Here is a 24237-nt window from a genome sequence, read left to right on the forward strand (position 1 = left end):
CGCCCACGGCAGGAAGAAGCTCATGAGCACCGTCGTCGGCCGCGCCCTGCGCGCGATCAGTTCCGCCGTGCTGTGGCTTCTCGTCGCCGTGGGCGTGCTCTGCGGCGGGCTCTGGGCCGCGAACGCGGCGGGGCTCGTCCAGCCCCTCGTCGTCGCCTCGGGCTCGATGTCACCCGGCATCCGGACCGGCGACCTCCTGTTCGCCACGCCCACCCCGGCCTCCGAGGTCGCGGTGGGCGAGGTGACCACCCTGCACAGCGAGGTGACCGGAAAGCTGGTCACCCACCGGGTGATCGAGATCACCCGGTCGGGCGACACCGTCTCGGTGCGCATGCAGGGCGACGCGAACCAGGCCGCCGATCCCGAGGCCTACGTCGTCGACGCCGACGCATCGGTCTGGCAGCCGACGTGGACCATCCCGGGCGGCAGCTACGCCGTCATGACGCTGATGCGCCCGGCCGTCGCGATCCCCGGCATGCTCGGGATCCTCGCCCTCGTCGGCCTGACGCTGCTCCCCGCCCGTCGCCCCGCGGTGGCACCCGAGGCGGTGCCGGCCTGATGAACGGTCTCGCGCGCGCCGCCGCAGGCGCTGCCGCCGCCGTGGCCGTCCTGCTCGCGGCGGGCAGCGTGACGTCGACCAGCGCCGCCTGGACGGACTCCGTGCACGTCGCCGCTGCGACGGACGTCGGCACCTGGGCCGACCAGGAGCCCGACATGAACGGCCCGTTCGAACCGGGCGAGCCGAGCACGGTGATCGGCCAGGCGTCATGGACGATGCCCGCGACCAACACCTCGGGCTACTGCGCCGCACTCACCATCACGACGACCTCGCCCACGCCGATCCCCTGGTCGATGATCATCCACCTCGATGAAGCGCCGTACTGGGGCGCCGCCGGCATGATCTGGGGACAGGACGTCGAGGTCACTCCGGTATCCGGCGACCCGACCCGCGCCGTCGTGACCGGCCGGTATCCCTACGAGACGATCGCGGCCGGCACGGTGCTGACCACGAGCATCTGCAACGCCAACGCCGTGGCACCCCCGGTCGGCGACCCGGACTGGTACACCGTGACGACCGCGGTCAAGGGAACCTGGACCGCCACACGAGCCTGCATCGACATCACTGTCACCGGGCGGCGCGACCTCGCCGAGTATCCGTACTTCTTCGGCTGGACGACCACGGTCGACCTCTCGGCGGCCAAGGCGGCCATGACGGCCGCAGGCGGGCACGTGAACCACGTGGACTGGTCGCCCGCGCCGTCCGGCGGGTACGCGTTCACGGTCGATCCGTCGTCGAACAGCCCCGTCGCCGACCGCTACACGCTCACCAGCGGGACGATCACCGCGCTCCGCGGCACGCAGAGCCAGACGATCACCGTCTGCGTGAACGGCTACTGAGCCGGGTCGGGACTCAGCGCCACTCGCTCGGCGCCGGCGCCTTCGTCGAGGGGAGCGCCGCGCCGGTCGCCCAGGCGGTGACCCACTCGGGCAGCGGCGGCAGGTCGTCGGGCCGGTGCAGCGCTTCGAACAGCTCCTCGAGCGGCACCACTCCTCCGCTGCGACGCAGGAAGCGGGCGCGCACGACCATCTCGGCGTAGATCTCGCCATCCACCACCGCGCGGTGGATCTGGTAGACGGCCCTGTCGTCGTGCCCGTACAGCCGTGACTCGACGGTGAAGCGCTGCCAGAGCTGCAGCGACTTGCGGAAGGTGATGGTCTCGTTGGCCACGACCGCGTACCAGCCGCGCTCGTTCATGGCGTCCCAGATGCCGGTGCGGATGAGCAGGTCGAACCGGCCCAGGTCGAACAGAGAGGCGTACCGGCCGTTGTTCATGTGCCGCAGCAGGTCGATGTCCGTCGGCAGCGTGCGCAGTCGCACCCGACCCACCGAGGCCGGGTCGATCCTGCCGCGACGGCGCAGCAGCACCTTCGCGCGCCAGATGGTCAGGAGGGTTCGCCACCACACGTTCACGAGGCGCGATGTTAGCCGCATCCGCGACAGATCCCGCAATCGCGTTGTCACTCCTCGACAAGTTTTCGCGCCCTCATTCGCACGGGATTTCTCCCGGTCTGCTCGATTAGGCCTCCTGCCGCCTTCGACGTAGAGTCTGGCCATGGAAGCCGAACTGCAGACAGACATCGTGGTCCGTCCTGTGCGGGACGTGGACGCCGAAGCACTCGGACGCGTCCACGCGACCTGCTGGCACGAGACCTACGACCACCTCATCAGCAAGGCCGCGCTCGAGCGCGTGTCGCCGCGCCGGCTGGCCGAGCTGTGGACCCACTGGGCCGTCCAGGGCCCCGATTTCCGGATGAGCGCGGCGCTCGTCAACGGCGAGATCGTCGGCTTCGTCGGCTCGGGCCCCGCCCGCGACCGCGACGCACCCCGCACCCGCGAGCTCTACTTCATCTACCTCCTCGACGCCTGGCACGGCACCGGCATCGGCCAGCGCCTGTTCGACTCCGCGGTCGACGAGGGCGAAGAGGTGTACCTGTGGGTCGCGGAGGACAACCCGCGCGCGCACCGGTTCTACCAGCGCAACGGCTTCACCCTCGACGGCGCCACGCACACCGAGCCCTTCCTCGGCGAGACGCTGACCGAGGTCCGGTTCGTCCGCTGACCCGCTGACGTGCTGCAGATCTGGGCCCTCGACGGCATCGGCGAGGTGCAGGAGGGCGACGATCTCGTCGCACTGATCGCAGCAGCGGCCGACGGCGCACTCCAGGACGGCGACATCCTCGTCGTCACCTCGAAGATCGTCTCGAAGGCCGAGGGCCGATTCGTCCGCGCCGACGACCGCGAGGACGCCATCACGGCCGAGACCGTGCGCGTGGTCGCGTCGCGCACGTCTCCGACCGGGCACATCACCCGCATCGTCGAGAACCGCCTCGGCATCGTGGCCGCTGCGGCGGGAGTCGACGCCTCCAACACTCCGCACGGCACCGTGCTGCTGCTGCCCGTCGACCCCGACGCGTCCGCCCGTGCACTGGCGGCCGGTCTGCGCGAGCGCACGGGCGCACGGGTCGGCGTGATCGTCAGCGACACCCACGGCCGCGCCTGGCGCGAGGGCCAGACGGATGCGGCCATCGGCGCCGCGGGCGTGCACGTCTTCGAGGATCTTCGCGGCGGGACGGATGCGGAGGGCCGGCCGCTGATCGTCACGATGCCGTGCGTGGCGGACGAGTTGGCCGCAGCATCCGATCTCGTGAAGGGCAAGGCGGCCGGCCTGCCGGTCGCCGTCGTCCGCGGGCGCGCCGATCTGGTCGGCGACCTCGACCTGCCGGGGGCCCGGTCGATCGTGCGGCCGCCCGAGCGGGACTTCTTCCGGCTCGGCGCCGACGAAGCGCACGCCGCCGGCCGGGCCGAGGGATATGACCTCGGCTGGGCAGACGGCGCCGCCTCGCGCTGAGCCCGGCTCAGCGCCCCGCGCGCAGCACGGCGTCTCCGGCCGACACCTCGCCGGTGATCGTGCTGGTCGCCGTGCTCGAGGTGTCGAGGTGGTTGTGCAGCTCGCCGGCCGAGACGGAGACGTTCACGTCGTAGGTGCCGTCCGGCACCGTGAGCGTGAGCGAGCCCGCACTGACGTCGAGCACGACGTCGCGCGGGGCGCGCTCGGTCAGAGCGACGATCAGCTCGCCCGCGCTCACCGCGAGGTCGGCGTCGGCGACGCCGGACACGGCGAGGTCGGCGCTGCCCGCGCTCACGTCGGTCTGCAGCGACGAGGCTGAGCCCTCGACGTCGAGCGACCCGGCGCTCACGGTCGTCTTCAGGTCTCCGAAGGTTCCGGAGACGGTGAGATCTCCGGCCGAGAGGTCGAGGGCGGCATCCAGGGTCCGGCTCTCGTACTCGGCCGGCAGCGTGATCACCGCGCGGCCGTTGCCGCCGAAGATCCAGCCGAAGCCGAAGAACCCGTTCGGGGTCTGGACGGTCAGGGTGTCGCCGTCGCGCTCGAGCGTCCACGCGTCCGCTCCGCGGGAGCTGGTGACCTCCAGGGTGACGTCGTCGACGTCGCCGTACTCGAGCACGACCTCGCCGGCCGACACGTCGATGTCGAGGTCGGCGATGCCGTCGGCGGTGACCGTGCGGGTCTCGGTGTGCACGGCGGCGGCGGCGAGCCCGCCGATGATGGCGGCGGTCGCGGCGCCCAGCACGATGAGTCCGCCGAAGACGATCGCGAGGATCGCGACGACCCGGGCGGCCGGGTGCGGGGGCCGCTCCTGCGGCGCGGGCGGGGTCGGAGTGGTCGGTGCCGGCGGGAGCGGCGGCGGGGTGAGGGTGGTCATCGGATCTCTCCTGTCGGGGGTGTGGCGCCGCCGTGCTCCAGGTGGGCCAGGACGGCGAGCACGCGGCGGTTGCCCGCCTCGTCCTGCTCGAGCTCGAGCTTCTGGAAGACGGCCGTGATGTGCTTCTCGACGCTGCCTTCGGTGACGAAGAGCGCCTGGGCGATCGCCTGGTTGGACTTTCCTTCTGCGATGAACGCGAGCACGGTCGACTCGCGGTCGGTGAGCCGCCGCATCCGCTCGTCGATGGCGCGTCTGCTGAGCAGCTGCGCGACGACCTCCGGATCGAACACGGTGGCGCCGGTGGCGATGCGCTCGACGGTGTCGACGAACTCGGCGACGTCGGCGACGCGGTCCTTCAGCAGGTAGCCGAGGGCGCCGCCCTTGCCGGCGATGAGCTCGGACGCGTAGCGCTCCTCCACGTACTGCGAGAGCACCAGAACCGGCAGCTCGGGCCGGGCGGCGCGCAGTCGGAGCGCCGCCCGGATGCCCTCGTCGGTGTGGGTCGGCGGCAGCCGCACGTCGAGGATGCAGAGGTCGGGGTCGGTCTCGGCGACCGCCTCGTCGAGGTCGGTGGCGTCGGGGAGGGCCGCGACCACCTGGTGGCCGGCGTCTTCGAGCAGTCGCACGAGACCCTCCCGCAGCAGTACGGAGTCTTCGCAGATCAGGATGCGCACGGGATGCTCACCTCCACGGTGGTCGGGCCGCCGGCCGGGCTGTCGAGCTGGAAGGTGCCGCCCACGCCGAGCACGCGGTTAGCGATGCCGTCGAGGCCGCCACCCGGGGTGATCTGCGCATTGCCGATGCCGTTGTCCTCGACCTTGGCCCACAGCATCCCGCCGTCGCGCTGCCGGACGAGCACACGCACCTCACCGGCACGCGAGTGCTTGGCGGCGTTGGTCAGGGCTTCGGCGACGACGAAGTACACAGCCGCCTCGGCGGCGGGACTGCACCGCTGGGTGAGGCGCACGTCGAGGGCGACGGGGATATGGGATCGGCCGGCCAGCGCGGAGAGTGCCGCATCGAGGCCGCGGTCGTCGAGGACGGAGGTGTGGATGCCGCGGGCCAGCTGCCGCAGCTCGGTGACGGCGGCTTTCGTCGAGGTGTGCGCCTCGGCGATCAGCGCCTTGGCCGCCTCGGGGTCTGCGTCGACCTTCTGCTGAGCGAGCCCGAGCGTCATGCCGATGGACACCAGCCGCGGCTGGACGCCGTCGTGCAGGTCCCGCTCGATGCGGGTGCGCTCGACCTCGGCCGCGCGGACGGCTCCGGCCCGCTGGGCGCCGGACACCCGGGCGGCCTCGGTCAGCTGCGCCTCCCGCGAGGGGACCATGATGGCCCGCGAGATCATGCCGTGCACGATCGCCAGGCCGACGACCGCAGCGAGCGAGACAAGGGCGACGGCGATGCCGATGATGGCGGCCCACGAGGTGGGCACGTCGAGGTCGGTGCGGAAGAGGCGCACGGCGCCGTCGGAGCCGAGCAGCGGGGCGAAGGCCAGCACGATGCCGGAGAAGACGAGCGTGACGAGCGGCAGCACGATGACGCCGAGCAGGGTGGCGATGGCGGCGTTGCCGACCCCGCGCCACATGGACGGGTCGATCGCCTGCTGCCAGAGGGTGCGCATCAGTCCGCCGAAGCCCGGGCGGCCGCTGCGGCGGGTGCGCAGGGCGGGGATGCCGAAGCCGTACAGGCCCTCGATACGGGCGCCCTCGACCCAGGCCGTGGCGTAGAGCGCGTAGACCAGCGCGGCGAGGAAGAGCAGGCCGATGCCGAAGATGGCGAGCAGGCCGATGCCGAGCGAGAGCAGCGTGATCAGGATCGTGAACACGACGGTGCCGACGATGCCGACCGCCACGAGCTGGGCGATCGCGCCGAGCAGCACGAGCGGCGACGAGATGCGCCGAGACGGGGAAACGGAAGTCATGGCTCAAAGTTAGGCCGCGGCCGCGCCGCGCGCGCCAGAGCCATCCGGAGTCTTCTGCGGGGGTTATCCCCCGATGCTGTTCTCGGTCGAGCCGCGTCAGCGTCCGCTGACGGTGCCGAACAGCCGGGCGATCGGGGCCAGGATGAGCGGGCGCGCGGCGGCCCAGCCGGCGGCGATGACGAGCAGGGAGGCGGCGAAGATCCAGAACCCGACCCAGTTCACGGCGTCCTGCGCCGCGTACATGTGGTTGAGGTTCCGCAGCGCCCCCGTCGCGAAGACGAGCGTGACGTGCACGATGATGAACGCCACGAAGTACAGCATCACCGGGAAGTGCACGGCGCGCGCCCACTCGACGGGGTAGACGCGGTTCAGCGCCTTGGCGTCCTTCGGCCACAGCTTCGACATGCGGAAGCCGGTGATCGCGGCGAGTGGCGCCGCCAGGAACACGGTCGCGAAGTAGGCGAGCTGCTGCAGGGAGTTGTAGTTCACCCAGCCGTTCTCGGTCGGCCAGTCGAGCGTCACGTACTGCAGGGCAGCGCTCACCGCATTCGGGAACACCTCCCAGCTGGTCGGGACGATCCGCATCCACTGGCCGGTGACGAACAGCAGCACGACGAACACGGCTCCGTTGACGAGCCAGAAGATGTCGAGCCCCTGGTGGAACCACAGCGCGAGGCTGATCTTGCCCTTCTTGTCGCCGCGCGGCGCCCAGAACACGGTCGGGCGCTTCTCGGTGCGCACCTGCAGGCCCGAGCGGATGATCAGCACGATCAGGAAGGTGTTGAAGAAGTGCTGCCAGCCGAGCCACGCCGGGAAGCCGACCGGAGCCGACTCGGGCAGGTCGTACTCGCCGGGGTAGGCGTAGAGGAAGTCCCGCATGAACTCCAGCGAGACGAACCACCGCGTGAAGAACACGACCATCGCGGCGGCGAACAGCATCCCGATCCCGCCGACGATCACGGCGCCCGCCCACTGCGTGCGGGTGAAGGGGCCGATGCGGACGGGCTCAGGCTTCGGCTGCGGCCGCGTGCGCGCGGCGGCGCCCGGCCAGACCGTGCGGGTGAACGGCAGCGGGGCGCGCGGGCCGGCGGCGGCCGGTGCCGGTGCCGGTCGGGTCGTGGGTTCGGGACGGGTCGTGGGTTCGGCAGCGGGCGCGGGTGCGACAGGTTCTGGTGTCGGCTCGGGCTGGACCGCAGGTGCCGGAGCGGCAGCGGCCGCCCCCGGAACGGGCGCGAAGCCGGCGGGCGGCCAGGGTTCGCCGCCCGGGACGCGGGGCAGGCCCCGGCGGAGCGGTGCGCCCTCAGCTGAGGGGGCGTCTGCGGCCGGCGCGGCTGCGGCCGGTGCGGCTCCACTTCCCTGCGAGGGCGCCACATCGTTCTGGCGCGGTTGCGGAGAAAGGGCGCGGTCGGGTGCTGCGGCGCCGGGTGCGGGTGCGGGCGCGGATGCGGATGCGGCCGCGGGCAGGGAGGCTGCCGCCACCGCCGCGGCGGGCGGCCACGGCTCGCCACCGGGGGTGCGGGGCAGGCCGCGGCGGACCCGCACGGGCGCCCCGACGGGCTCGGGTGTCAGTACAGGGCGCTCCTCGGCGACAGATGCGGCAGCATCAGCCACCTCAACCCCGGCGGTCGTGGCCACGACGGGCTCGGGTGTCAGCACGGGTCGCTCATCGGCGACGGATGCGGCAGCATCCGCCCCCTCGACGGGCTCCGCGACGCCCTCAGCCTCACCCGCAGGCGGCCACGGCTCGCCGCCGGCCACGCGGGGCAGGCCGCGGCGCAGCGTCCGCCCGTACGTCGCCACTCAGGCCTTCTTCGCCTCGAGCGCCGCGATGAGCTGCGGCACGACGGTGAACAGGTCGCCGACCACGCCGAAGTCGGCGATGTCGAAGATCGGCGCATCGCCGTCCTTGTTGATCGCGACGATGGTCTTCGCGGTCTGCATCCCGGCCTTGTGCTGGATCGCTCCGGATATGCCGAGCGCGACATACAGCTGAGGGGCGACCGAGACGCCGGTCTGCCCGACCTGGTGGGCATAGGGGATGTACCCGGCGTCGACGGCCGCGCGCGAGGCGCCCACGGCCGCGCCGAGCGCGTCGGCGAGCTGCTCGACGAGCGCGAACTTCTCCTCGGAGCCCAGCCCGCGACCACCAGAGACCACCTTGGCGGCCCCGCGCAGCTCGGGTCGCGACGAGGTCGTCACGACGGCGTCGAAGCCCTCGATGGCGGCGGCGGGCGCACCGGATGCGGTCACCGCCAGCTCCTCCACGACCACCGGCTGGGCGTCGGCCCTGGCCTCCACCGCACCCTGGCGCACCGTGATGACGGGCGCGCCGAAGGTGGCGGCCGACTCGACGTTGTACGCGCCGCCGTAGACGGAGTGGTGGGCCACGATGCCCTCGTCGTCGCGCGAGACGCCGACCGCGTCGACCGCGATCGCGAGGTTCGCACGGGCGGCGAAGCGACCGGCGATGTCGCGGCCCTCGACCGAGTTCGACACGAACACGGCGTCCGGGCGCACCAGGTCGGCGGCGGCCGCCAGCGCGTCGACCAGGGGAACCGTGAGTGCGGTGTCGGCGCCACCGAGTCCGGTCACGAGCACCGTCGCGGCACCGAGGGCGGCAGCATCCGCCGCCAGCGCCTGCTGGCGCTCTTCGGCGACGACCACCAGGGCGACCGGGGTGCCGACGCCGGCGGCGGCGCCGAGCAGGCCGGCCGACGACTTCGCCAGCTCGCCGGTGGGCAGCACGTCCAGCAGGACGAGGATCGAATCATCCGCGAAAGCCATCGCCGTCTCCTATGCCAGTCGGTTCTCGATGAGGTAGGCGGCGAGCTTCTCGCCCGCGTCGCCCTCGTCGACGATCTTCACGCCCGCGCCGCGCGGCGGCTTCTGCGCGACAGCGGTCATGATCGAGCGCGGCGCATCGGCGCGCTCGGCGTCGACGCCGAGGTCGGCCAGCGAGACCGTCTCGAACGGCTTCTTCTTCGCCGCCATGATGCCCTTGAAGTTCGGGAACCGGGCGTCGGGCAGTGCTTCGGTGATCGAGATCACGGCCGGGAGCGGCGCCGAGATCCGCGCGACCCCCGCGTCGCTCGCGCGCGACCCGCTGACGGCGTCCTCGGTGAACTCGACGGCGGACAGGGCCGTCAGCTGGGGCACCCCGAGGCGCTCGGCGAGCATGGCGGGGAGCACGCCGCCGGACCCGTCGGTGGACTGGTTGCCGGTGATCACCAGGTCGAACCCCGCGCGCTGCACGGCGGCGGCGAGCACTTCGGAGGTGAGGCTGAGATCGGCGCCGCGCAGAGCATCGTCGACGACCTGCAGGGCCGATGCGGCGCCCATCGCGAGGCCCTTGCGGACGGTGGCCACGGCGGTCTCAGGGGTCATCGACACGACGACCACCTCGGTGCCCGCATGCGCGTCGGCGTACGACAGCGCGACCTCCAGGGCCCGCTCGCCGATCTCGTCGAGCACCTTCTCGCCGGCGTCACGGTCGGCGAGACCGGTCTCGAGATTCAGCTGGCGATCCCCGTAGGTGTCCGGGACCTCCTTGACCAGGACGACGATCTTCATAGCGCTCCGCTCCTTCGACGTGTCGAGTCTATGGGCCGCGACGACCGGCTAGCGTTGACACCGCCACGAGGGAGGTGCGCGATGGCGAAGCCGCGTCCGCTGCCAGGCGATCCCATCGCCGAGGCCAGTCGCCAGTGGTCTGCGCACGGGTGGGCGGATGCCGCACCGGGCATGGCGGCGGTCACTTCGGTGTTCCGGGTGCAGCAGCTGATGCTCGCCCGCATCGACCGCGCGCTGAAGCCCTTCGGCCTCACCTTCGCCCGGTTCGAGCTGCTGCGGCTGCTCGCGTTCACGCGGGCGGGACGGATGCCGTTGGCCAGCGCGATCACGCGGCTGCAGGTGCATCCGACCAGCGTCACGAACACGGTCGACCGGCTCGTCCGCGCGGAGCTCGTCGCACGCGAGCCCCACCCGAACGACGGGCGTGCGGCGATGCTCGTGCTCACCCCGGCCGGCCGCGCTCTCGTCGAGCGGGCGACGCACGCGCTGAACACCGACGTGTTCGCCGACATCGGCCTCAGCGGAGGAGACACGGCCGAGCTGACCGAGCTGCTCACGCGGGCGCGCGAGAGCGCGGGCGATGCCGTGGCCCCGCCCATGCACTCGGGCGCAGCGGGCGCGTAGCTCACCTGTTCTCGAAGGCCGCGGCGCGCTTCTCGCGGAACGCGGCCATCCCTTCCTTCTGGTCGGCGGTGTCGAAGAGGGCGGCGAACGCCTGCTTCTCGAACCGCAGCCCGTCGGCCAGGGACGACTCCAGAGCGGCGTCGAGCGCGGCCTTCGCGGCGAACAGCGACGGCAGCGACTTGGCGGCGATCGCCTCGGCCGTCTTCTCCGCCTCGGCCAGCAGGTCGCCGGCGGGCACCACCCGCGAGACGAGCCCGGATCGCTCGGCCTCGGCAGCATCCATCATCCGTCCGGTCAAGACGAGCTCCGCCGCCTTGTAGTACCCGACCGCGCGAACGAGGCGCTGCGTGCCGCCCATGCCGGGGATGACGCCGAGGTTGATCTCGGGCTGCCCGAAGCGGGCCGTGTCGGCCGCGAGGATCACGTCGCACATCATCGCGAGCTCGCAGCCGCCGCCGAGCGCGTAGCCCGCCACGGCGGCGATCACCGGCGTGCGCACGGCGGCGAACAGCGCCCAGTCGCCGAAGTGGTCGCCGTCGAGCATCTCCTGAGCGCTCTTGCCCTCCATCTCCTTGATGTCGGCACCGGCGGCGAAGGCCCGCTCCGACCCGGTCACCACGATCGCCCCGATCTCCGGATCGGCGTCGAAGGCGGATGCCGCGGCCACCACGTCGCGCATGAGCTGCGTGTTGAGGGCGTTCAGCGCCTCGGGGCGGTTGAGGGTGATCCACCCCACCCGCCCGCGGGTCTCGGCGAGGATCGTGTCGTACTCGGTCATCGGTGTCTTCCTTCGTCTTGCGGCCCGGCGACGGGCGGTGTCAGAACAGGTGCTCCGGCCGGCACAGGAGGTTCTGCCCCTGAATCATCCTGCCTCCGCCAGAACACCTGTTCTGGGTGAGGGGATTCGGTGGGGCGGATGCCGGGGCGGCGGGGTCATCGGCGAGGTGGCTCATTCCGGGCTGTCGTCCCGGATGGTGGTGATGATCCCGCTGAAATCCTGCCCGGCTCCGGGGCCCGAGGCGAACGCTGTGTAGATCTCGCCCGCGAGCCTGCCCATCCGGGCGTCGACCCCGGTGAGCTCGAGCGCCTGCGCGGCGAGACCGAGGTCCTTCGCCATGAGTGCTCCGGCGAAGCCCGGCTGGTACTCGCGGTTCGCGGGGCTCGTCGGCACGGGGCCGGGCACCGGGCAGTTCGTGGTGAGCGCCCAGCACTGCCCCGACGCGTTGGACGCGACGTCGAACAGCGCCTGGTGGCTGAGACCGAGCCGCTCCCCCAGCACGAACGCCTCGGCGACGGCGATCTGGGTCACCCCGAGGATCATGTTGTTGCAGACCTTGGCCGCCTGACCGAGCCCGGCCTCGCCGCAGTGCACGACGCGGCGGCCCATCGCCTCGAGGATCGGCAGGGCGTCTTCGAAGTCGCTCTCCGCGCCGCCGACCATGAACGCGAGCGTCCCGTTCTCCGCGCCGACCACGCCGCCGGAGACGGGCGCGTCGAGGCTGCGCATGCTCGCCGACACCGCGAGCTCGTGGGCGGCCCGCGCCTCGTCGACCGCGATCGTCGAGCAGTCCAGGAACAGCGCGCCGGGGGCGGCGACCGCGAGCAGCCCCGGGTCGTCGCCGGCGCCGCGATACGCATCGATCACGTGCCGCCCGCTCGGGAACATCGTGATCACGACGTCGCAGCCGGCCGCGGCATCCGATCCGGATGCGGCGACGGGGATGGATGCGGCGCGCGCCGCGTCGACGGCGGCAGGCACGACATCGAAGCCGGTCACGTCGAACCCTGCGCGCACCAGGTTGACGGCCATCGGGAGACCCATGTGCCCGAGGCCGAGGAAGGCGATGCGCATGTCAGGCCGCCAGGAGTCCGCGGCCGATGATGACGCGCATGATCTCGTTGGTGCCCTCGAGGATCTGATGCACTCGCAGGTCGCGCACCACCTTCTCGATGCCGTAGTCGTGCAGGTAGCCGTAGCCGCCGTGCAGCTGCAGAGCCTGGTTGGCGACCGCGAAGCCGGCGTCGGTCACGTAGCGCTTGGCCATCGCGCAGCGCATCGCGGCATCCGGGGCGCCCTCGTCGAGCGCCTGGGCCGCGTCGCGCACGAGGGCGCGCGCAGCGTGGAGCTCGGTCGCCATGTCGGCGAGGGCGAACACCACGGACTGCCTCTCGGCGAGCGCCTGTCCGAACGTGAACCGCTCATGCACGTACTGCACCGTGCGGTCGAGTGCCCACTGCGCTCCCCCGAGCGAGCATGCGGCGATGCTGACGCGGCCCGCGTCGAGCGCCGACATCGCGATCTTGAATCCCTCCCCGATCGCGCCGAGCAGCGCGGAGGCGGGCAGGCGCACCTGATCGAGGATCACCTGCCGGGTGGGCTGGGCGTGCCAGCCCATCTTCTTCTCCAGCGCGCCGAAGCTCAGGCCGGGAGCGTCTCCCGGCACGAGGAACGCGCTGATGCCCCTGGCACCCGGCAGCGCCGGCTCACCGAGCGTCGACGTGCGCGCCATGACGACGTAGACCGCGGCCTCACCACCGCCGGAGATGAACTGCTTGACGCCCGTGAGAACGAACTCGTCGCCGTCGCGGACCGCACTGGTGGTGATCGCCGCGGCGTCGGACCCTGCGCCCGGCTCGGTCAGGCAGTAGCCGCCGAACCCGGTCATCGCGGTCAACTGCGGGAGCCACCGCTGCCGCTGGGCGTCGTCGCCGTAGCCGTCGATCATGCCGGCGACCATGTTGTGGATGGAGATGTAGGCCGCCACCGCCGGGTCCGCCTGCGCGAGCTCTTCGAAGATCGCCGCGGCGTCCATCCGGCTGAGCCCGGACCCGCCGACGTCCTCGCGGATGCAGATCCCGCCCAGGCCGAGTTCGCCTGCCGCGGTCAGCTCCTCACGAGGGAAGTGGTGGCGCTCGTCCCAGTCGAGCGCGTGCGGCGCCAGCCGGGTGGTCGCGAACTCGCGCACCGCCGCGACAATCGCGGCTCTCTCATCGGTCGTCACGGTCATGCTCATCGGATTTCACGTCCTTGTGGGGCATCCTGCAGGAATCCTGCGCGGCCGGGTGGGCAGCATGATGAGTTTAGCTGGACGTCCTAGTAAATTCCATGGGTGTCGCCGATCGGCACCGCGACTGTCAGAGACGCTCGATGATGGTCGCGTTGGCCATGCCGCCGCCCTCGCACATGGTCTGGAGGCCCCAGCGGCCGCCGGACTCCTCGAGCTGAGCCACGAGCGTTCCGAGCAGCCGCGTTCCCGACGAGCCGAGCGCGTGGCCGAGCGCGATCGCCCCGCCCCAGGGGTTCAGCTTGGCGGGGTCTGCGTGCAGCTCCGCCGCCCAGGCGAGCGGCACGGAGGCGAACGCCTCGTTCACCTCGTAGGCGTCGAGGTCGTCCATCGTCAGCCCACCGCGCTCCAGGACCCGGCGCGTCGCCGGGATCGGACCGGTGAGCATGAGCAGCGGATCGTCGCCGACGACCGCGAACGCGTGGAACCGTGCCCGGGGTGTGAGACCGAGCTCGACCGCCCGCTCCTCGCTCATGATGAGCGCGGCCGATGCCCCGTCGGTCAGCGGGGACGAGTTGCCTGCGGTGATCCGCCAGTCCAGCTCGGGGAACCTCTCGGCGTAGGCGTCCGTGCGGAACGCGGGACCGAGGGCGGCCAGCGCCGCGGCGGTCGTGGCCGCCCGCACGGTCTCGTCGGAGGTGACCCCGGCCGTCGGGAGCAGCTGCCCGGCGAAGCTGCCTCGGGCTCCCGCATCCGCCGCCCTGCGATGGGACTCGGCCGCGTACGCATCCAGCTCGGCCCGCGAGAGCCCCCACCTGTGCGCGATGAGCTCGGCGGACACTCCCTGGTTGACGAGCCCCGCGGGGTACCTCGCGGAGATGCCCGGCGACACCGGCGATCCGCCCACGGAGGCGGCGATGCCGAGCGGGAGCCTGCTCATCGACTCGACGCCACCGGCGATCACGATGTCGTATGCCCCCGCGATGACCCCCTGCGCGGCGAAGTGCGCGGCCTGCTGAGACGATCCGCACTGCCGGTCGATCGTCGTCGCCGGTACCGACTCGTCGAAGCCCGCGGCGAGCACGGCCTGGCGGGCGATGTTGGCGGACTGCTCGCCCGCCTGACTGACGCACCCCAGCAGCACATCGTCGATCTGCGTCGACTCGAGGCCGTTGCGCTCGAGCACGGCGGTGAGCACGCCGGCGGCGAGATCCACCGGGTGCACTCCGCTCAGCGCGCCGCCGGGCTTGCCGCGTCCGGAGGGTGTGCGGACGACGTCGACGATGACGGCGGTGCGCGTGCTCATCAGCCGGCGGCCTCCTCCGCGCGCGTCAGCGCCTCGGCGACGGCGGGGTCGGGAACGTAGCCCTCGATGTGGCGCTCGTCGGGCCCGACGTACTCCGACAGCGGCCGGATGAGCGCGTTCGAGCCGAGCTGCTCCATGATGTGCGCGGTCCAGCCCGTGACCCGCGCCGCGACGAACAGCGGGGTGAAGGTGAGGATGTCGAACCCGATCAGGCTGTACGCGGGGCCGGACGGGTAGTCGAGGTTGGGGTAGATGCCCTTGCGCGAGACGAACTCGGACTCGAGGGTGTCGTAGAGCTCGGCGACGTCCGGCCGGTCGTAGTGCGCGACGAGCGTGTCGAGCGCGGCTTTCATCGTCGGCACGCGCGAATCGCCGCGTTTGTAGACGCGGTGGCCGAAGCCCATGATCTTGCGCTTCGAGGCGAGCGCGTCGTCGAGCCACGGCACGACGTTCGAGGCATCGCCGATCTCCTCGAAGATGTGCAGCACCGCCTCGTTCGCACCACCGTGCAGCGGGCCCTTCAGCGCGCCGACGGCGGCCACGACGGCCGAGTACAGGTCGCTGAGGGCCGAGGCGACCACGCGGGCCGTGAACGTCGAGGCATTGAACGAGTGCTCGGCGTACAGCACCATCGACCGGTTGAACGCGTCCACGACGACCGGGTCGGCCTCGACGCCGAAGGTCATCCAGAGGAAGTTCGCGGCGTAGTCGAGGTCGTCGCGCGGGGCGATCGGCTCGTCGCCGTGACGGCGGCGCTGGCCGTAGGCGACGATCGCGGGGAGCGCGGCGAAGAGGCGGATGCTGCGTTCGAGGTTGTCCTCCACGCTGCCGCTGGCTTCGAGCACCGATCCGCGGCCGGCCAGGTCGATCGCGCCGATCAGGCTCAGCGCGGTGCGCACCTCGTCCATCGGATGGGCGTCCAGCGGCACCAGGTCGATCGCGGCGATCACCTCGGGTGTGAGCGTGCGGTGCGCGCGCTCGGTGGCCCGGAGGGCGGCGAGCTCGTCGTCGGTGGGCAGCTCGCCGTGCCAGAGCAGGTGGGCGACCGCCTCGAACGGCTGCGTCGCCGCGAGCTCCTGCACCGGGTACCCGCGGTACAGCAGGGAGTTCGTCTCGGGGTTGACCTTGCTGATCGCCGTCTCGTCGGCGACGACGCCGGCCAGGCCCTTCTTGATGTCGGTCATGCGGGGTCCTTCTCGATCTGGAAGTTGAAGATGGAGGTGTCGAACTGGTTGTAGCCCTCGTAGTCGATCAGGTCGTACAGGTCGGCGCGATGCTGCATCTCGCCGAGTCTCGTCGTGAGGTTGCCCTCGTCGATGAGCGTATCCAGAGCGCGGGATGCCGCGCCCATCGCGATGCGCAGCAGCGAGACCGGCCAGATCACCATGTTGACGCCGGCGCTGCGCAGCTGCTCGACCGTGAAGAGGTCGCTCTTGCCGAACTCCGTCATGTTGGCGAGGATCGGCACGTCCAGCGCCGTGCGCATCGCCTCGAACTCCCCGAGGTCGCGCATCGCCTCGGGGAAGATCGCGTCCGCCCCGGCGTCCACGAGCGCCTTCGCGCGGTCGATCGCGGCATCGATGCCCTCTACGGCACGGATGTCGGTGCGCGCCATGATGAGGAACCCGGGGTCGCGGCGCGCGTCGACGGCTGCGCGGATGCGCTTGACGGCGGTGTCGGCGTCGACGACGGCCTTGCCGTCGAGGTGCCCGCAGCGCTTCGGATTGACCTGGTCTTCGATGTGGGTGCCGGCGAGACCCGCGTCCTCCAGCGTCTGGATGGTCCGCGCCACGTTCATGGGCTCGCCGAATCCGGTGTCGGCGTCGATGATCGCGGGCAGATCGGTCATCCGCGCGATCTGCTGACCGCGCCCGGCGACCTCGGTGAGCGTGGTCAGCCCGATGTCGGGCAGCCCGAGATCGGCGCTCAGGACCGCGCCGGAGATGTAGACGCCGTCGAACCCCTTGCGCTCGATGAGCCGTGCCGACAGCGGGTTGAAGGCCCCGGGGAACCGCAGCAGCTCGCCCGAGGCGAGCCGCTCGCGCAGCACGCGGCGCTTCTCCGTCGCGGTGACGGTCGAGTACAGCATCAGAAGAGCCCCTTCGGGGCCGGCGCGGTCAGGAGCGTCCCCGGCTTCGCCACGATCGACAGCTGCTGCACCTCTTCGGCCGTGAGCTCGGGCAGACGCTGCGCGAGGTCGAGGAACCGTTCGATCTCGTCCGCCTCCAGGACCGGCTCGGCCAGGATCCGGAACTTGCGGATGTAGTCCTCCCGCGCGAACGGCCGCGCCCCGAGCGGGTGGGCGTCGGCGACCGCGATCTCGTCGACGAGCTCCGAGCCGTCGGCGAAGCGGATCACCACTCGGCCGCCGAAGGCCTTCTCGTCGGGGTCCTCCGAGTGGTACCGGCGGGTCCACTCCGCGTCCTCTGCCGTGGTGACCTTGTGCCACAGCGCCACCGTGTCGTCACGACCCGCGCGCTCCGGGGTGTACGAGTCGACGTGATGCCAGCCGCCGTCCTGCAGCGCGACCGTGAAGATGTACGGGATCGAGTGGTCGAGCGTCTCTCGCGACGCGGTCGGGTCGTACTTCTGCGGGTCGTTCGCACCCGAGCCGATCACGTAGTGCGTGTGGTGGCTGGTGTGCAGCACGACCGATTCGATCTCCGCACCCTCGTCGCTCGTGCCCTCCCGCAGGGACGGATGCTGCTCACCCAGGCGTCGGGCCAGGTCGATCCACGCCTGCGCCTGGTACTCCGCGGAGTGCTCCTTCGTGTACGAGTCGAGGATCGCGCGCTTCGCCTCGCCCTCGGCGGGCAGCGGCACGTCGTAGGCGGCGTCGGGGCCGTCCAGCATCCAGGCGATCACGCCGTCCTCGCCCTCGTAGATGGGCGACGGGGAGGTCTCGCCGCGCATCGCGCGGTCGACCGCCTCGACCGCCATCTTTCCGGCGAACGCGGGCGCATGCGCCTTCCACGTCGAGATCTCGCCCTTGCGCGACTGACGGGTCGCGGTCGTCGTGTGCAGCGCCTGACCGATCGCCTGGTAGATGGTCTCGACCGGAAGGCCGAGGAGCGTGCCGATGCCCGCAGCGGCCGACGGGCCGAGGTGGGCGACATGGTCGATCTTGTGCTTGTGCAGCGAGATCGCCCGCACCAGGTCGATCTGGATCTCGTAGCCGGTGGCGAGGCCGCGCACGAGGGCGGCTCCGTCGGAGCCGACGTGCTGGGCGACCGCGAGGATCGGCGGGATGTTGTCGCCGGGGTGCGAGTACTCGGCGGCGAGGAACGTGTCGTGGTAGTCGAGCTCGCGGACGGCGACGCCGTTCGCCCACGCCGCCCACTCGGGCGAGGTGCGACGCTCGAGCGGGCAGCCGAAGACGGTCGCGCCCGACCCGGACACCGACACGGCGTGGTCGAGCGCCTGCTGCCGGGCGGCGCTCACCGGCGCGCGCGTGACGGATGCCGCCGCCACCGCGGCGTTGTCGATCACGCGGTTGATGATCATCTCGACCACGTCGTCGTCCACGGCGACGGGGTCGGCGGCGATCTGCGCCAGGTGCCAGGCGAGCTGTCCCTCGCGTTCGAGGTTCTCGTCACTGCGGTGGACGCGGAGGTGGTGGATGACGGTCATGTCGTGCCTTTCATGAGACGGACGCGAGGATGCTGACCAGCGCGTTGTGCAGGTGCACGTGCGTCGCGTGGGCCGCAAGGTCGGTGTCGCCGGCCGCGATCGCGCAGGCGATGAGCCGGTGCTCGGCCACGGATGCCGCGAGCCGGTCGGGGTTGTCGCGCGCGAGACGGCGCACGCGCACGAGATGCGTGCGCACCGTCCGGAGGGCGGCGCTGAGGTACTCGTTCGCCACAGCGTCGTCGACGGCGGCGTCGAAGCGCGCGATGAGCTCGTAGTACGCGTCGAGGCCGGCAGCGCCCTCGAGCGTGGCGACGTCGAACTCCGCGGCGAGCGCGGCGAACGTCTCGGCGCCGCCGCGGCCGGCGTGCTCGGCGGCGATCCGCGCGGCCGACTCCTCGAGTGCGCGGCGCACCTGGAACAGTTCGCGGATGTCCCCCGCGTCGATGTCGGTCACGACCGTGACGCGGGCGGACTGCTGCGCGACGAGGCCGTCGGCGGCGAGCCGCCCGAGCGCCTCCCGCAGCGGGGTACGGCTCACGCCCAGACGCGCCGCCTGCTCGACTTCGCCGAGGACCGTGCCGGGTGAGAGGAGCCCGGACTGGATCTCGTCGAGGAGCGTGTCATAGGCGCGATCGCTCGCTCGCATGCGGCCCACCCCCTCGTCGCTCATCGTTCTACATTGTATACATAGTTGGCGAGCGGGCGCCCCGAAGTGCCAGCTTCGGGCCGCAAGCGTATACATAATCGACTCGCCAGCGAGATCCCGCCACTCTTGCGAACCCCGCACTTCCCACTATTCACAAATTCGTGAAATCGGCGTACGCTCGCGCGCATGGCTACCGTCATCCACACCAGCGGGCTCGTCAAGCGGTACGGCAAGGTCCGCGCGCTCGATGGCCTCGACCTCGAGGTCGAGGCCGGTCAGATCCACGGCTTCCTCGGGCCGAACGGCGCGGGGAAGTCCACCACCATCCGCGTGCTGCTGGGACTCGCCCGCGCCACCTCAGGAGAGGCCACGGTCTTGGGCGGCGACCCCTGGCGGGACGCCGTCTCGCTGCACCGCCGCATCGCGTCGGTGCCGGGCGACGTCAGCCTCTGGCCGAACCTCTCCGGCGGCGAGGCGATCGATCTGCTCGCACGCCTGCGCGGCGCCCCGCGCCGTGACGCCGCCTTCAGGGCCGAGAAGGAGCGTCTGATGCACGCGTTCCAGTTCGACCCGCGCAAGAAGGGCCGCGCCTACTCGAAGGGCAACCGGCAGAAGGTCGCCCTGATCGCGGCGTTCTCGGTGCCCGCAGACCTGTACGTCTTCGACGAGCCGACCAGCGGTCTCGACCCGCTCATGGAGGTCGTCTTCCGCGCGGAGATCGACCGTCTCCGCGCGGCGGGGGCGACGGTGCTGCTGTCCAGCCACATCCTGTCCGAGGTCGAGCTGCTGTGCGATCGTGTCAGCATCATCCGCGCCGGCAGGATCGTCGAGTCCGGCACGCTCGCCGAGCTGCGGCATCTCACCCGCACCGAGGTGTCGTTCGACGCAGCCGCGTCGCCGGAGGCGATCCCCGGGGCCCACGACCTCACGGTGGCGGAGGGACGGGCGCGCTTCACCGTCGACAGCGACGCCGTGAACGCGGTCCTTCCCGTCCTCGCCGAGCGCGCGGTGCAGGGGCTGCGGATCGAGCCGCCCTCGCTGGAGGAGCTGTTCCTGCGGCACTACGGCGACGATGTGGCGGCGCTCGACGCTTCGACGGGCTCAGCGACCGGAGCGGGTCGGTGACCGACCGGAGCGGGGCGATGAGCGGCGTGGCGGCGGGGCGATGAGCGGCCTCGCTCCGCTGCTGCGGCAGCGGGTACAGCGCGACGGGAAGCAGCTGCTGATCTGGACGCTCGGCACCGGGCTGTTCGCGTACGCGTCGTACAGCGCCGTCTCCCAGTCCTACGGCGATCTCCAGGAGCGTCAGGCGCTCCTCGTCACGGTCATGGCGAACCCGGTCATCCTGCTCTTCCGCGGTCTTCCCTCCGGGGCTGGGGAAGGCCAGCTCATGGTGTTCCTGATCCTCCCCTGGCTGGCCATGCTCGCGGCGTTCATGAGCACGTTCCTCGCCGTGCGCCACACGCGCATGGACGAGGAGCAGGCGCGCGCCGAACTGGTCGCGGCGACTCCCGCCGGGCGCACGACCCCCGTGGTGGCGACCGTGATCCACGGGCTCATCGCGAACGTCGTCCTCGCCGCACTCACCACGCTCGGCTTCCTTGCGACCGGACTCGAGCCGACCGAGGCGAACGTCGCCGGCGCGAAGGTCGCCGGCTTCGCCGTCGGCGCCGTCGGCGTCGCCTTCCTCGGCATCGGGCTCATCGCGGGCCAGATCATGCGCACGTCGCGCGGCGCGAACGCCCTCGCCGTGTGGACCCTCATCGTCACCTTCGTGTTCGCGGGCCTCGGCAATGCGCTCGGCACCCCGAGCGACGACCTGCAGCGGATGGAGAGCTCATGGCTGACATGGCTCTCCCCCTTCGGCTGGGGCGAGAACACGCGCGCGTACGCCGACGACGACCTGTGGCCGGGCGTCCTCGCCCTCGGGTTCGGCCTCGCCCTGGCCGGTGTCGCCATCGCACTCCAGTCGGCGCGCGATCTCGGCGAGGGCTTCATGCCCGAGCGGGCGGCGCGCGCCGCGGCAGGCCCCCTGCTCTCGACGCCGACCGGCCTCGTCTGGCGTCTCACGTGGGGAGCGATCCTCGGGTGGACCATCGGGGGCCTGCTCACCGGGATGCTGTCGACCGCGCTCGCCTCGGTCGTCGACGAGGTGAGCGGCGACAACCCGGCCATCGTGGACATCCTCGAGAAGATCGGCGGCAGCAACGGCAGCCTCGATCAGGCGACCGTCTCGGTGTTCTTCCTGATGCTCGGCATCTTCGCGGCCGGCGCCGGGGTGCAGACGGTGATCCGCGCCCGCCAGGAGGAGGCGCACGGCACCGCAGAACCTGTGCTGTCCGCTGCCGTCGGTCGTGTGCGCTGGCTGGTCGACTACCTCGTCGTGGCCGTCATCGCCATGGTCCTCGTCGTCGCGGCGGGCATGCTCGGAGCGCTGCTGGGGCTGGGCTCGATGGACGACGGCGCGCAGCTCGTCGAGACCATCGTCGTCACCGGCCTGGGGCAGCTGGCCGCCGCATCCGTCTTCCTGGTCCTCACCGCCCTGGTCTTCGTCCTCGCTCCCCGCGCCACGATCGTGGTGGGATGGACGCTCGTCGTCGTCGGCGCGATCTTCGGGCTGTTCGGTCCGCTGTTCGGCTTCCCGGACTGGATGGCCGGCCTGTCCCCGCTGGAGGCAGCCCCCAACGTGACGGTGGACGGCGTGCAGCTCGACGGGCTCTGGTGGCTGCTCGTGGTCGCCGCGGTCGGCGGCATCGGATCCATCGCGCTGATGCGTCGCCGCGAGCTTGCCACGGGAGGATAGGGGCGTGACGGAGCCGACCTACCCCGGAGCGGAGGCCGCTGAGCGCGCCGCCGCCATGCTCACCGCGGCCGGCATGCCCCGCATGGCGGCTCGCGTGATGATGGCACTGGTCGGCTCTCCCGACGAGGGCTACTCGGCGGCGGAGCTCGCGGAGCGCCTCGGGGTCTCGGCCGCCGCGGTCTCGGGGGCCGTGAGATACCTGCAGACGATCCACATCGTCCATCGGCTGTCGCGTGCGGGAGATCGCCGCGATCGCTACGACCTCATCGATGACGGCTGGCACTCGGTGCTCACCGCCAACGCGCCCCTGTACGCGATGCTCGCCGACCTCATCGACGCCGTGGCCGACGAGAACGCGGATGCGCCTCAGTCCGCCGAGCGCGCGAGGGAGATGTCCGGGTTCTTCCGGTTCTTCGCCGAGCGGATGCCGGCCTTCCTCGACGAGTGGGAGGCGGAGCGCCGGTCGGGCGCGGACTCGTAGAAGCAGCGGCGCGGCAGCCCTCAGACTCCCGTGGAGCCCTCGAACAGGCCGATCGTGTTGCCGTCGGGGTCGCTGAGCACCGCCCACCAGCTCGTCTCGGTGATCTGCTCCTTGCCGCGCAGCACGGTGCCGCCGGCGTCCACGGCGGCCGCGAGCGTCTGGTCGATGGAGTCGACCTCGACGTACGAGCGCGGCTGGGTGAAGCCCTCGTCGCGGGGAGCGAGCCCCCCGCCGCTGATCTTGTTCGGCGCCTGCCACATCGGGTAGCCCTCGAAGCCGGGCACGTCCGCGATCTGCCATCCGAACAGCCCCGAGTAGAACGCGGTCGCCCGCGCGTAGTCCTGCACCGGGATGTCGATGTGGGTGATGTCTCCGTGGGCCATGGGCTCCTCCTCGTCTCGGACGTCACCCAGTGTCGCGCGGTCGCCCGCGGGCCACAACGGGTCAGCGGCCGGCGGCGAGGTGCCGCGCGAGCGCGTCGAGCGCGGGCACCTGTCCCCGGACGAGCTTTTCGCGTGCCGCATCCAGGCCCACCCAGGCGACGCGGTCGGCCTCGGGGAACGACTGCATCCTGCCCGAGCGCGGCGGCCACTCCAGCTCGAACTCGCCGAACACGAGCCCGTCGGTCGCGAAGCCCTCGCCGTCGGCGGCGAACACGGTGACCCGCTTGCCGCTCGCGTAGGCCCACGTGCCGAGCTCGGTGAGCGGCTCGGGCGGCTCGACGCCGAGCTCTTCCCGGAACTCGCGGCGCGCGGCGTCCGCCGCCGGCTCGGCGGCCTGGTCGAACTCGCCCTTCGGCAGTGACCAGGCGCCGGCATCCTTGCGCGCCCAGAAGGGGCCGCCCATGTGGGCGATCAGCACCTCGGGTTCGACCCCTCGGTGCAGCAGGATGCCGGCGCTGGTCACGGCCATGATGCGCCGCCGGTCAGCTGCCCGGGCGGCTCTTCGGCGAGACCGTGTAGGTCTGCTCGGGGTCGCGCTCGGCGACGGGCGAGAGAGCCTCGTCGATCGCCGTTATGATCGCGGGCTCGAGCACGACACCGGATGCCGCGACGTTCGAGGCGATCTGCTCGGGGCGCGAGGCGCCCACCAGGGCCGAGGCCACGTTCGGGTTCTGCAGCACCCACGCGATGGCGAGCTGCGGCATGCTCAGACCCGCCTCGTCGGCGATCGGCTTGAGCTTCTGCACGGCGGTGAGCACGTCGTCGCGCAGGAAACGCGAGATGAAGTGCGCGCCGCTCTTCTCGTCGGTCGCCCGCGACCCCTCAGGGACGGGCTGCCCGGGCAGGTACTTGCCGCTGAGCACGCCCTGCGCCATCGGCGACCAGACGATCTGCGAGATGCCGAGCTCCGCGGAGGTCGGGATGACCTTCTCCTCGATGACGCGCCAGAGCGCGGAGTACTGCGGCTGGTTCGAGACGAGCTGGAACTTCAGCTCCTTGGCGAGCGCCGCGCCCTCACGCAGCTGCTCAGCGGTCCACTCGCTGACGCCGATGTAGAGCGCCTTGCCCTGCCGCACGACGTCGGCGAAGGCCTGCATCGTCTCCTCGATGGGGGTCTCGTAGTCGTAGCGGTGCGCCTGGTACAGGTCGACGTAGTCGACGCCGAGGCGCTGCAGCGAACCGTTGATGCCGTCGAAGATGTGCTTGCGACTGAGGCCGGCGTCGTTCGGGCCCATGGGGCCGATCGGCCAGTACACCTTCGTGAAGATCTCGAGGCCCTCGCGGCGCTGGCCGGAGATGGCCTTGCCCAGCACGACCTCCGCGGCCGTGTTGGCGTAGGTGTCCGCCGTGTCGAACGTGGTGATGCCGGCGTCGAGCGCCGCGTGCACCGTCGCGATCGCGTCGGTGTCGTCCACCTGCGAGGCGTGCGTCACCCAGTTGCCGTACGTGATCTCCGTGACCTTGAGACCGCTGTTGCCGAGATACCGATAATTGACCATCCCTCCACGCTAGTGGCGGACGCGG

General features: G+C 71.5%; 26 protein-coding genes. 8 read left to right on the forward strand and 18 right to left on the reverse strand.

Going from position 1 to position 24237, the window contains the following annotated elements; genetic code table 11:
- Positions 1-22 precede the first annotated feature (22 nt).
- Together Microterr_RS13750 and Microterr_RS13755 are read left to right on the forward strand one after the other, a co-directional pair.
- Positions 23-559, forward strand: a complete 537-nt coding sequence (locus Microterr_RS13750) for a signal peptidase I (protein ID WP_263797330.1) — start codon at positions 23-25, stop codon at positions 557-559.
- Complete coding sequence (locus Microterr_RS13755) at positions 559-1398, forward strand: hypothetical protein (RefSeq protein WP_263797329.1); 840 nt, start codon at positions 559-561, stop codon at positions 1396-1398. Before Microterr_RS13750 ends, Microterr_RS13755 begins: the two co-directional genes overlap by 1 nt.
- 13 nt (positions 1399-1411) lie before the next feature.
- On the opposite strand, the gene Microterr_RS13760 is transcribed toward Microterr_RS13755, so the two are convergent.
- A complete protein-coding gene (locus Microterr_RS13760; protein WP_263797327.1) occupies positions 1412-1972 on the reverse strand; it encodes an acyl-CoA thioesterase in 561 nt (186 codons plus the stop codon).
- A gap of 142 nt (positions 1973-2114) precedes the next feature.
- Here Microterr_RS13760 and Microterr_RS13765 point away from each other — a divergent pair, with 142 nt between their 5' ends.
- Both Microterr_RS13765 and Microterr_RS13770 read left to right on the forward strand, forming a co-directional pair.
- Positions 2115-2621 (forward strand): GNAT family N-acetyltransferase, encoded by a 507-nt coding sequence (locus Microterr_RS13765; RefSeq protein ID WP_263797326.1) that lies wholly within the window; start codon positions 2115-2117, stop codon positions 2619-2621.
- A 9-nt stretch (positions 2622-2630) separates the two neighbouring features.
- Positions 2631-3410, forward strand: a complete 780-nt coding sequence (locus tag Microterr_RS13770; protein ID WP_263797325.1) for a coenzyme F420-0:L-glutamate ligase — start codon at positions 2631-2633, stop codon at positions 3408-3410.
- 7 nt (positions 3411-3417) lie between these two features.
- Here Microterr_RS13770 and Microterr_RS13775 read toward each other — a convergent pair whose 3' ends face one another.
- From Microterr_RS13775 to Microterr_RS13800, 6 genes are all read right to left on the reverse strand, one after another.
- A complete protein-coding gene (locus Microterr_RS13775) occupies positions 3418-4284 on the reverse strand; it encodes a DUF4097 family beta strand repeat-containing protein (RefSeq protein ID WP_263797323.1) in 867 nt (288 codons plus the stop codon).
- Complete coding sequence (locus tag Microterr_RS13780) at positions 4281-4958, reverse strand: response regulator transcription factor (RefSeq protein WP_263797320.1); 678 nt, start codon at positions 4956-4958, stop codon at positions 4281-4283. The genes Microterr_RS13775 and Microterr_RS13780 overlap by 4 nt, the downstream gene beginning before the upstream one ends.
- Positions 4946-6205 carry a sensor histidine kinase gene (locus Microterr_RS13785; RefSeq protein ID WP_263797318.1) on the reverse strand — a complete coding sequence of 420 codons (1260 nt, stop codon included), beginning with the start codon at positions 6203-6205 and terminating at the stop codon, positions 4946-4948. Before Microterr_RS13785 ends, Microterr_RS13780 begins: the two co-directional genes overlap by 13 nt.
- A gap of 96 nt (positions 6206-6301) precedes the next feature.
- On the reverse strand, positions 6302-8005 hold the full coding sequence (locus tag Microterr_RS13790; protein ID WP_263797317.1) for a cytochrome b/b6 domain-containing protein: 1704 nt from the start codon (positions 8003-8005) through the stop codon (positions 6302-6304).
- Positions 8006-8989, reverse strand: a complete 984-nt coding sequence (locus Microterr_RS13795; protein ID WP_263797313.1) for an electron transfer flavoprotein subunit alpha/FixB family protein — start codon at positions 8987-8989, stop codon at positions 8006-8008.
- A gap of 9 nt (positions 8990-8998) precedes the next feature.
- A complete protein-coding gene (locus Microterr_RS13800) occupies positions 8999-9775 on the reverse strand; it encodes an electron transfer flavoprotein subunit beta/FixA family protein (protein ID WP_263797311.1) in 777 nt (258 codons plus the stop codon).
- 81 nt (positions 9776-9856) lie between these two features.
- On the opposite strand from Microterr_RS13800, the gene Microterr_RS13805 reads away from it, so the two are divergent.
- Positions 9857-10399 (forward strand): MarR family winged helix-turn-helix transcriptional regulator, encoded by a 543-nt coding sequence (locus Microterr_RS13805; RefSeq protein ID WP_263797310.1) that lies wholly within the window; start codon positions 9857-9859, stop codon positions 10397-10399.
- Position 10400: 1 nt separating this feature from the next.
- Here the strand turns inward: Microterr_RS13805 and Microterr_RS13810 are convergent, their stop codons facing one another.
- The 8 genes from Microterr_RS13810 to Microterr_RS13845 form a co-directional block, all read right to left on the reverse strand.
- Positions 10401-11177 (reverse strand): enoyl-CoA hydratase-related protein, encoded by a 777-nt coding sequence (locus Microterr_RS13810; protein ID WP_263797309.1) that lies wholly within the window; start codon positions 11175-11177, stop codon positions 10401-10403.
- A 171-nt stretch (positions 11178-11348) separates the two neighbouring features.
- Positions 11349-12251: a 3-hydroxyisobutyrate dehydrogenase gene (gene mmsB, locus Microterr_RS13815; RefSeq protein ID WP_263797307.1), complete on the reverse strand. Its 903-nt coding sequence runs from the start codon at positions 12249-12251 to the stop codon at positions 11349-11351.
- 1 nt (position 12252) lies between these two features.
- Positions 12253-13413 (reverse strand): acyl-CoA dehydrogenase family protein, encoded by a 1161-nt coding sequence (locus tag Microterr_RS13820; protein WP_263797305.1) that lies wholly within the window; start codon positions 13411-13413, stop codon positions 12253-12255.
- A 121-nt stretch (positions 13414-13534) separates the two neighbouring features.
- A complete protein-coding gene (locus Microterr_RS13825; protein WP_263797304.1) occupies positions 13535-14710 on the reverse strand; it encodes a thiolase family protein in 1176 nt (391 codons plus the stop codon).
- Positions 14710-15894: a bifunctional 2-methylcitrate synthase/citrate synthase gene (locus Microterr_RS13830; RefSeq protein ID WP_263797302.1), complete on the reverse strand. Its 1185-nt coding sequence runs from the start codon at positions 15892-15894 to the stop codon at positions 14710-14712. The genes Microterr_RS13825 and Microterr_RS13830 overlap by 1 nt, the downstream gene beginning before the upstream one ends.
- The gene (gene prpB / locus Microterr_RS13835) at positions 15891-16799 is read right to left on the reverse strand and encodes a methylisocitrate lyase (protein ID WP_263797301.1); all 909 of its coding nucleotides are present in this window, start codon (positions 16797-16799) and stop codon (positions 15891-15893) included. The genes Microterr_RS13830 and prpB overlap by 4 nt, the downstream gene beginning before the upstream one ends.
- On the reverse strand, positions 16799-18340 hold the full coding sequence (locus Microterr_RS13840; protein WP_263797300.1) for an MmgE/PrpD family protein: 1542 nt from the start codon (positions 18338-18340) through the stop codon (positions 16799-16801). The genes prpB and Microterr_RS13840 overlap by 1 nt, the downstream gene beginning before the upstream one ends.
- Before the next feature lie 10 nt (positions 18341-18350).
- Positions 18351-18986 carry a GntR family transcriptional regulator gene (locus tag Microterr_RS13845; protein ID WP_263798747.1) on the reverse strand — a complete coding sequence of 212 codons (636 nt, stop codon included), beginning with the start codon at positions 18984-18986 and terminating at the stop codon, positions 18351-18353.
- A gap of 186 nt (positions 18987-19172) precedes the next feature.
- Here Microterr_RS13845 and Microterr_RS13850 point away from each other — a divergent pair, with 186 nt between their 5' ends.
- The 3 genes from Microterr_RS13850 to Microterr_RS13860 are packed head-to-tail and all read left to right on the forward strand — an operon-like array spanning position 19173 to position 22270.
- Positions 19173-20111: an ABC transporter ATP-binding protein gene (locus Microterr_RS13850; protein WP_263797298.1), complete on the forward strand. Its 939-nt coding sequence runs from the start codon at positions 19173-19175 to the stop codon at positions 20109-20111.
- A gap of 40 nt (positions 20112-20151) precedes the next feature.
- Positions 20152-21789, forward strand: coding sequence for an ABC transporter permease (locus tag Microterr_RS13855; protein ID WP_263797296.1), 1638 nt, complete (start codon positions 20152-20154; stop codon positions 21787-21789).
- 4 nt (positions 21790-21793) lie between these two features.
- Positions 21794-22270 carry a GbsR/MarR family transcriptional regulator gene (locus Microterr_RS13860; protein WP_263797295.1) on the forward strand — a complete coding sequence of 159 codons (477 nt, stop codon included), beginning with the start codon at positions 21794-21796 and terminating at the stop codon, positions 22268-22270.
- Positions 22271-22290: 20 nt separating this feature from the next.
- Here Microterr_RS13860 and Microterr_RS13865 read toward each other — a convergent pair whose 3' ends face one another.
- The 3 genes from Microterr_RS13865 to Microterr_RS13875 form a co-directional block, all read right to left on the reverse strand.
- Positions 22291-22653 carry a VOC family protein gene (locus Microterr_RS13865; protein WP_263797293.1) on the reverse strand — a complete coding sequence of 121 codons (363 nt, stop codon included), beginning with the start codon at positions 22651-22653 and terminating at the stop codon, positions 22291-22293.
- A 61-nt stretch (positions 22654-22714) separates the two neighbouring features.
- Entirely contained in the window at positions 22715-23182 is a 468-nt protein-coding gene (locus Microterr_RS13870) for an NUDIX hydrolase (protein WP_263797292.1), read from the reverse strand.
- A gap of 13 nt (positions 23183-23195) precedes the next feature.
- Positions 23196-24212 (reverse strand): aldo/keto reductase family protein, encoded by a 1017-nt coding sequence (locus tag Microterr_RS13875; protein ID WP_263797290.1) that lies wholly within the window; start codon positions 24210-24212, stop codon positions 23196-23198.
- Between the last annotated feature and the right edge of the window lie 25 nt (positions 24213-24237).

This window comes from Microbacterium terricola (assembly GCF_027943945.1).
In the GTDB taxonomy this organism is placed as follows: Bacteria; Actinomycetota; Actinomycetes; order Actinomycetales; family Microbacteriaceae; genus Microbacterium; species Microbacterium terricola.

Excerpts from the sequence above, each read along its gene's own strand:
- Microterr_RS13750 (WP_263797330.1), top strand. The coding sequence starts at position 23 with ATGAGCACCGTCGTCGGCCGCGCCCTGCGCGCGATCAGTTCCGCCGTG.
- Microterr_RS13755 (WP_263797329.1), top strand. The coding sequence starts at position 559 with ATGAACGGTCTCGCGCGCGCCGCCGCAGGCGCTGCCGCCGCCGTGGCC.
- Microterr_RS13765 (WP_263797326.1), top strand. The coding sequence starts at position 2,115 with ATGGAAGCCGAACTGCAGACAGACATCGTGGTCCGTCCTGTGCGGGAC.
- Microterr_RS13775 (WP_263797323.1), bottom strand. The coding sequence starts at position 4,284 with ATGACCACCCTCACCCCGCCGCCGCTCCCGCCGGCACCGACCACTCCG.
- Microterr_RS13785 (WP_263797318.1), bottom strand. The coding sequence starts at position 6,205 with ATGACTTCCGTTTCCCCGTCTCGGCGCATCTCGTCGCCGCTCGTGCTG.
- Microterr_RS13795 (WP_263797313.1), bottom strand. The coding sequence starts at position 8,989 with ATGGCTTTCGCGGATGATTCGATCCTCGTCCTGCTGGACGTGCTGCCC.
- Microterr_RS13800 (WP_263797311.1), bottom strand. The coding sequence starts at position 9,775 with ATGAAGATCGTCGTCCTGGTCAAGGAGGTCCCGGACACCTACGGGGAT.
- Microterr_RS13805 (WP_263797310.1), top strand. The coding sequence starts at position 9,857 with ATGGCGAAGCCGCGTCCGCTGCCAGGCGATCCCATCGCCGAGGCCAGT.
- Microterr_RS13810 (WP_263797309.1), bottom strand. The coding sequence starts at position 11,177 with ATGACCGAGTACGACACGATCCTCGCCGAGACCCGCGGGCGGGTGGGG.
- mmsB (WP_263797307.1), bottom strand. The coding sequence starts at position 12,251 with ATGCGCATCGCCTTCCTCGGCCTCGGGCACATGGGTCTCCCGATGGCC.
- Microterr_RS13820 (WP_263797305.1), bottom strand. The coding sequence starts at position 13,413 with ATGAGCATGACCGTGACGACCGATGAGAGAGCCGCGATTGTCGCGGCG.
- Microterr_RS13825 (WP_263797304.1), bottom strand. The coding sequence starts at position 14,710 with ATGAGCACGCGCACCGCCGTCATCGTCGACGTCGTCCGCACACCCTCC.
- Microterr_RS13830 (WP_263797302.1), bottom strand. The coding sequence starts at position 15,894 with ATGACCGACATCAAGAAGGGCCTGGCCGGCGTCGTCGCCGACGAGACG.
- prpB (WP_263797301.1), bottom strand. The coding sequence starts at position 16,799 with ATGCTGTACTCGACCGTCACCGCGACGGAGAAGCGCCGCGTGCTGCGC.
- Microterr_RS13840 (WP_263797300.1), bottom strand. The coding sequence starts at position 18,340 with ATGACCGTCATCCACCACCTCCGCGTCCACCGCAGTGACGAGAACCTC.
- Microterr_RS13845 (WP_263798747.1), bottom strand. The coding sequence starts at position 18,986 with ATGCGAGCGAGCGATCGCGCCTATGACACGCTCCTCGACGAGATCCAG.
- Microterr_RS13850 (WP_263797298.1), top strand. The coding sequence starts at position 19,173 with ATGGCTACCGTCATCCACACCAGCGGGCTCGTCAAGCGGTACGGCAAG.
- Microterr_RS13855 (WP_263797296.1), top strand. The coding sequence starts at position 20,152 with ATGAGCGGCCTCGCTCCGCTGCTGCGGCAGCGGGTACAGCGCGACGGG.
- Microterr_RS13865 (WP_263797293.1), bottom strand. The coding sequence starts at position 22,653 with ATGGCCCACGGAGACATCACCCACATCGACATCCCGGTGCAGGACTAC.
- Microterr_RS13870 (WP_263797292.1), bottom strand. The coding sequence starts at position 23,182 with ATGGCCGTGACCAGCGCCGGCATCCTGCTGCACCGAGGGGTCGAACCC.
- Microterr_RS13875 (WP_263797290.1), bottom strand. The coding sequence starts at position 24,212 with ATGGTCAATTATCGGTATCTCGGCAACAGCGGTCTCAAGGTCACGGAG.